We start from the raw sequence: 6,104 nt of genomic DNA on the forward strand, positions 1-6,104 counted from the left end.
TCTACGCGATCGTCACAGTGCGCGACTGATGATCTCCTTCATGATCTCGTTGGTGCCGGCGTAGATGCGCTGCACCCGTGAGTCAGCCCAGGCGCGGGCAATCGGGTATTCCCACATGTAGCCGTAGCCGCCGTGCAGCTGCACGCATTCGTCGATCACCTTGCACTGCAGGTCGGTGCCCCAGTACTTGAGCATGGCCGCAGTCGGCACATCCAGCTTCTTCTGCAGGTGCAGTTCCAGACAACGATCGACGAACACGCGGCCAACCTGAATCTCGGTGGCCATCTCGGCCAGTTTGAAACGGGTATTCTGGAACTCCGCCACCGGCTTGCCGAAGGCCTTGCGCTCACGCACATAGTCTTTGGTCCATTGCAACGCCGCTTCGGCCGAGGCGATGGCGCCCACGCCCACGGTCAGGCGCTCCTGTGGCAGTTCCTGCATGAGGTAGACGAAGCCCATCCCTTCCTTGCCGAGCATGTTGGCCTTGGGAATGCGCACATCCTGGAAGAACAGCTCGGAGGTGTCCTGCGCCTTCATGCCAACCTTCTCCAGGCGTTTGCCCTTGGAGAAGCCCGGCGTATTGGCCTCGACCAGGAACAGACTAATGCCCTTGGCGCCGGCCTTGGCATCGGTCTTGGCGACCACGATTACCAGGTCGGCCAGCCAGCCGTTGGTGATGAAGGTCTTGGAGCCGTTGATCACATACTCGTCACCGTCCAGCACCGCGGTGGTCTTAACGCCCTGCAGGTCGGAGCCGGTACCGGGCTCGGTCATGGCGATGGCAGTAACCAGCTCGCCGCTCACCAGCTTGGGCAGGTAGTGGCGCTTCTGCTCTTCCGTACCGTAGTGAAGGATGTAAGGCGCGACGATGTCCGAATGCAGGGAGAATCCCACACCGGAAAGCCCCAGTCGCGACTGCTCCTCGATTACCACCGTGCTGTAGAGAAAGTCGGCCCCCATCCCGCCGTACTCCTCGGGAACATGTGAGCAGAGCATGCCGGCCTCGCCTGCTGCGTTCCACAGCGCTCGATCAATGTGGCCATCCTTCTCCCACTGGGCATGGAAAGGCACGGCCTTCTGCTCGAAAAACTTGCGCACCGACTCGCGAAACTGCTCGTGCTCGTGGCTGAACAGGGTTCTTGGAATCATTGTTACACCTGTGTCTGAGTGGTCATGGGATGACCAACACTCTAGGCCAGCCCCTCAGGCCTGGGCACTGGACACATGCGCCAAAAAATAAGACGATCCAGCCAGACGATGACCGTTTAATCACTAAAAAGAACAACACATGTCCCCCATACGCATCGCCATACTGGCCATTGACGGCGTATTCGCTGCCACCCTGATGCAGGCTCGCGACTTCTTCCACATGGCAGGCATCCGCCATAGCAAACAGCAGGGGCTGGAACTCAAGTCAGTGTTTCAAACCCGCATCGTCAGCCCCGACGGCATGGCGGTAACCAGCTTCAGCGAGGCGGTGATCAGCGTCGATGGGGAACTGGGCCCGGCCGACGTCATCATCCTGCCGGCGTTCTGGGGCGACTTCGATGAGCTACGCACACAGCACCCGCACATCATCACCTGGCTACGCGAACAACATGCCGCCGGCGCGGTGATCTGCGGCGAAGCCACGGGCGTGTTTTGGATGGCCGAAGCCGGTCTACTCGACGGCAAGGAAGCGACCACCTACTGGCGCTTCTTCCGCGAGTTCGCCGAGCGCTTCCCCAAGGTGCTGCTGAACCAGGAAAAGCACCTGTCGGACGCTGACAACCTGTACTGCGCCGGCGGCGTGACCTCGGCCTGCGACCTGTACATCTACCTGATCGAGCGCTTCTGTGGCGCGTCCATTGCTCAGGGTGTATCCCGCGACATTCTCTACGAGACCCAGCGCAGCTACAGCCCGGGGCGTATCGGCTTCGGCGGGCAGAAACTGCACCAGGACGTGGCCATCCTGCAGGTTCAGCAGTGGCTGGAGGAGCATTTCGCCGAAAAATTCCGCATCGAAGACGTCGCCCGCCAGCACGGCATGAGCATCCGTAACTTCATGCGCCGCTTCCAGGCCGCCACCGGCGACAAGCCCCTGCATTACTTGCAGCGCCTGCGCATCGAAACCGCCAAGAGCCTGCTCAGCTCGACGCGCAAGAGCATCAAGACCATCAGCTACGAAGTGGGCTACGACGACGCCAGCTTCTTCGCCCGCCTGTTCCGCCAGCACGCCGGACTATCGCCCAACCAGTACCGCCGCCAGTTCCAGCACAAGGAAAGCGCCTGAGCGCAGGCAGTCTGAAACGCAAAAGGGCTGCCCATGGGCAGCCCTTCTGGTTTAAGCACGAGCCAATCAGGGCTTGTGCGGACGCGAGAGGAACTCGTGCGACTGCATTTCCAGCAAGCGGCTCAGGGTACGCTGGAACTCGAAGCTCAGTCGGCCACCGGTGTACAGGTCCTTGAGCTCCACTTCGGCGGAGATGATCAGCTTGACGTTACGGTCATAGAACTCGTCCACCAGATTGATGAAGCGCCGCGCCATATCGTCCTTGGCCACGCCCATCTGTTCGACATTGGCCAGAATCACCGCGTGATAGATCTTGCCCAACTCGATGTAGTCGTTCTGACTACGCGGGCCATCACACAGCTCGCGAAACTCGAACCAGGCCACATCGTCGCCTTCCTTGCGCGCCACAATGGCCCGGTTCTCGACCATCAGCGCCTTGTTCTCTTCTACCTGGCAGTGCTCAGGCAGCAGGCTGCGGAAGCTCTTTTCCAGGCTGACCTCGGCCTCGGCATCCAGCGGCCAGTGGAACAGTTCGGCCTGCTCCAGCGCACGCAGACGGTAGTCGACGCCACTGTCGACGTTGACCACTTCGGTGTGTTCCTTGACCAGCGCAATGGCCGGCAGGAAACGCGCGCGCTGCAAGCCGTCCTTGTAGAGGCCGTCCGGCACGATGTTGGAGGTGGCCACCAGGCTCACGCCGTTCTTGAACAGCTCGTCGAGCAGGGTGGCGAGGATCATGGCGTCGGTGATATCGCTGACGAAGAATTCGTCGAAGCAGATCACCCGCGCCTCGGCGGCGAAACGCTTGCCGATGATGGTCAACGGGTTCTTCTCGCCCTTGAGGGTCTTCATTTCCTCATGCACGCGCTTCATGAAACGGTGGAAGTGCGTGCGCATCTTCTGCTCGAAGGGCAGCGCATCGAAGAAGGTATCGACCAGGTAGGTCTTGCCGCGCCCGACACCGCCCCAAAAGTAGATGCCCTTGACCGGCCCCTGCGGCTTCTTACCGAACAGTTTGCCGAGCAGGCCCGATTTGCCCGCGTCAGCGGCGATCAGGTCGTCATACAGGCGCTGCAGATGGCGCACGGCGTTTTCCTGTGCGGCATCGTGGAAAAAGTCCGGCCGTTTCAGATCGGCCTGATAACGCTCAAGAGGAGTCATGTTGGGAAATTCGGTAACAAAAACGGGGCGGTCACTTTAGCGACGCACCCCGTGCTTGGCAATCGGCCATTAGCCAGCGGCTTTTATTCCTGTGGAGCAAGCGCCTCGTGTAGGCGGACGATGGCGGCGTCCAGGGCGGCGGCGTCAGCAAAGGCCGGACTTTCACCGATCGCCTCATCCGCCAACCAGACACTGAAGGCCAGCCCCTCGACGCGCACATCCAGCTCGGCGCCAGACTGCAGGGCCTTGCTAGCCTGACCAGCGCCCTTGCCGTCGGAGAAGGACTTGGACAACAGTAGCTGCTCGCCGGCCGCATCCAGCAGACGGAAGCGGAAACTACCGTCCTCGTCGCGGAAGCTGACGATACGCGCGCTCTTGGCGGCCTTCTTCTTCTCGCTGCCGGCCACCTGCACCTGCTCGCGGAACGAGCGCAGACCCACCGCTTCGCGCAGCTCGCCGAGGAAAGGGGTCGCGATCTTGCGCGCCTTGGCCGCACCCGCCAGGAGAATGTCCTCCAGGTCCGCAGGCTTGGCGATCAGCGCGTTGTAACGCTCGCGGGCCTCGCCCAGCTCACCTTCCAGCAACTGGTACAGGCGATTCTTCGCCTCACCCCAGGCCAAGCCACCTTCCAGCTCGGCGCGGAACTCGGCCTGCTGAGCCTGGCTGGCAAAGGCCTGGTACAGAGTGAACAGGTGCGAGCCGTCAGCATCCTTGGGCTCACCCGGCAGTCTGGAGTCGGTGACGATGCGGGCAATGGCGTCCTTCAGCTGCTTGGCCGTGCCAAACAACGGAATGGTGTTGTCGTAGCTCTTGCTCATCTTGCGGCCGTCGAGGCCGGGCAGGGTCGCCACTTCTTCCTCGATCACCGCCTCGGGCAGGGTGAACAGATCCTTGCCCTTGCCGAACAGGTGGTTGAAGCGCTGGCCGATGTCGCGGGCCATTTCCACGTGCTGGATCTGGTCACGACCGACCGGCACCTTGTGCGCGTTGAACATCAGGATGTCCGCGGCCATCAGCACGGGGTAGCTGAACAGGCCCATGGTCACGCCGGCATCCGGGTCTTCGCCCTGCTCGACGTTCTTGTCCACCGACGCCTTGTAGGCGTGAGCGCGGTTGAGCAGGCCCTTGCCGGCGACGCAGGTGAGCAGCCAGCACAACTCGGGGATCTCGGGGATGTCGGACTGACGGTAAAAGGTCGCCTTGTTCACATCCAGCCCCAGCGCCAGCCAGGTCGCGGCGATTTCCAGGCGCGAGCGCTGGATTCGCGCCGGGTCGTCGCACTTGATCAGCGCGTGATAGTCGGCGAGGAAATAGAAGGAGTCCGCCTCGGGCGAGCGGCTGGCGACGATGGCCGGACGAATGGCGCCGGCGTAATTGCCTAGGTGCGGGGTGCCGGTGGTGGTGATACCGGTGAGGATACGGGTGGTCATGATCGCTTCACTTATTGGAGTCGGGGCTGGACCAGCTCTTTCAGCTCGGGCAGCTTGCCGTGAAAAAAGTGGCCGCATTCTGCCACTTTCAGCAGCTCATGGGGGCGCGACAGCGCGGCCGACCAGGCGTAGACGGCGGCGGGTTCCACCACTTCGTCCTGCTCCGGTTGCACCACGACCAGATCACCGCCCTGCGGCAGATGCTCGGGCGCCTGCAGGCGATGCACGGCAGGCGCCACCATGAACAGCCTGGGAATACTGACGCCCTGATCCTCAAGACGCCCGGCCAGTGCGCCAGCGACAAAGCCGCCGAAAGAGAAGCCGCAGAGGATCAACGGCAGATCGGGGTAGCGGTCGCCAAGCCAGTGGGCCACCGCCTCGGCATCATCCACCTCGCCGCTGCCCATATCATGGCTGCCGGCACTGGCGCCCACGCCACGGTAGTTGAAGCGCAGGGTGTGGTAGCCCATGTCGCGCACGCTGCGCTGCAGGGTGGACACCACCTTGTTGAGCATGGTGCCACCCTGCACCGGGTTGGGATGACAGATCAGCGCCACGCCACGGGCATCGGGCACTTCACACAACAGGGCTTCGAGCGGGCCGCAAGGTCCGTCGAGGGAAAGAGGGGCTTCGCGGATCAACAGCAGGAACTCCGTGACCCCAGGCAGGGTCGACACGTCTTGGTTAGGCACTTCGCACAACAGGGCTTTGCCGCGGTATACAGCGCCGGCGAGAGCCGCTACCGTAAAACAAAGCCGCTTTCAGAGGAAGGACTCGTGGAACAATCGCTCACCCCCTGGCTGCTCCCTGCTATCGCCCTACTGGCCGGCGTCGCGATCGGTTTCCTGGTCGCCCGCCTGCTGCCCAACGCTGCGCCCAGCCGCACCCAGCGCCAACTGGACGAGATGCAGCAGCGCTTCGACAGCTACCAGAACGAGGTGGTCACTCACTTCAACACCACCGCCAGCCTGGTGCGCAAGCTGACTCAAAGCTACCAGGACGTGCAGGAGCACCTGTCCCAGGGCGCCAGCCGCCTGGCCGCCGACGAACTGACCCGCCAACGCATGCTGGCGGCTCTGCACGCCGAGGACAGCAAGGCGCCGCGCGAGCGACTGACGCCACCGAAGAGCAACGAAGCCCCCAAGGACTACGCGCCCAAGTCACCGGATCAGCCCGGTACGTTGGACGAGACCTTCGGCCTCAAACGCTGATTCGCTGACAACAAAAAGCCCCGCCATCGC

At 62.5% G+C, this 6,104-nt stretch carries 6 protein-coding genes; 2 read left to right on the forward strand and 4 right to left on the reverse strand.

Features of this window, described 5'->3' with window-relative positions:
- Positions 1 to 12: 12 nt before the first annotated feature.
- Positions 13 to 1,149, reverse strand: a complete 1,137-nt coding sequence (locus ACF8C6_RS18825) for an acyl-CoA dehydrogenase family protein (RefSeq protein WP_392500739.1) — start codon at positions 1,147 to 1,149, stop codon at positions 13 to 15.
- Between the two features lie 220 nt (positions 1,150 to 1,369).
- Between ACF8C6_RS18825 and ACF8C6_RS18830 the strand changes: the two genes are divergently transcribed.
- Positions 1,370 to 2,272: a GlxA family transcriptional regulator gene (locus ACF8C6_RS18830; protein ID WP_392500750.1), complete on the forward strand. Its 903-nt coding sequence runs from the start codon at positions 1,370 to 1,372 to the stop codon at positions 2,270 to 2,272.
- Positions 2,273 to 2,338: 66 nt separating this feature from the next.
- Here the strand turns inward: ACF8C6_RS18830 and zapE are convergent, their stop codons facing one another.
- The 3 genes from zapE to ACF8C6_RS18845 form a co-directional block, all read right to left on the reverse strand.
- Positions 2,339 to 3,433 (reverse strand): cell division protein ZapE, encoded by a 1,095-nt coding sequence (gene zapE / locus ACF8C6_RS18835; RefSeq protein WP_277689181.1) that lies wholly within the window; start codon positions 3,431 to 3,433, stop codon positions 2,339 to 2,341.
- A gap of 83 nt (positions 3,434 to 3,516) precedes the next feature.
- Positions 3,517 to 4,863, reverse strand: a complete 1,347-nt coding sequence (locus ACF8C6_RS18840; RefSeq protein ID WP_392500741.1) for a tryptophan--tRNA ligase — start codon at positions 4,861 to 4,863, stop codon at positions 3,517 to 3,519.
- Positions 4,864 to 4,874: 11 nt separating this feature from the next.
- A complete protein-coding gene (locus ACF8C6_RS18845) occupies positions 4,875 to 5,507 on the reverse strand; it encodes an alpha/beta hydrolase (protein WP_392500752.1) in 633 nt (210 codons plus the stop codon).
- Between the two features lie 132 nt (positions 5,508 to 5,639).
- Between ACF8C6_RS18845 and ACF8C6_RS18850 the strand changes: the two genes are divergently transcribed.
- The gene (locus ACF8C6_RS18850) at positions 5,640 to 6,074 is read left to right on the forward strand and encodes a YhcB family protein (RefSeq protein ID WP_277689179.1); all 435 of its coding nucleotides are present in this window, start codon (positions 5,640 to 5,642) and stop codon (positions 6,072 to 6,074) included.
- Positions 6,075 to 6,104 lie beyond the last annotated feature (30 nt).

Source organism: Pseudomonas sp. zbq_18 (assembly GCF_043102245.1).
Taxonomy (GTDB): domain Bacteria; phylum Pseudomonadota; class Gammaproteobacteria; order Pseudomonadales; family Pseudomonadaceae; genus Aquipseudomonas.

Coding starts and splice junctions, on each gene's coding strand:
- ACF8C6_RS18825 (WP_392500739.1), bottom strand. CDS start 1,149: ATGATTCCAAGAACCCTGTTCAGCCACGAGCACGAGCAGTTTCGCGAG.
- ACF8C6_RS18830 (WP_392500750.1), top strand. CDS start 1,370: ATGGCAGGCATCCGCCATAGCAAACAGCAGGGGCTGGAACTCAAGTCA.
- zapE (WP_277689181.1), bottom strand. CDS start 3,433: ATGACTCCTCTTGAGCGTTATCAGGCCGATCTGAAACGGCCGGACTTT.
- ACF8C6_RS18840 (WP_392500741.1), bottom strand. CDS start 4,863: ATGACCACCCGTATCCTCACCGGTATCACCACCACCGGCACCCCGCAC.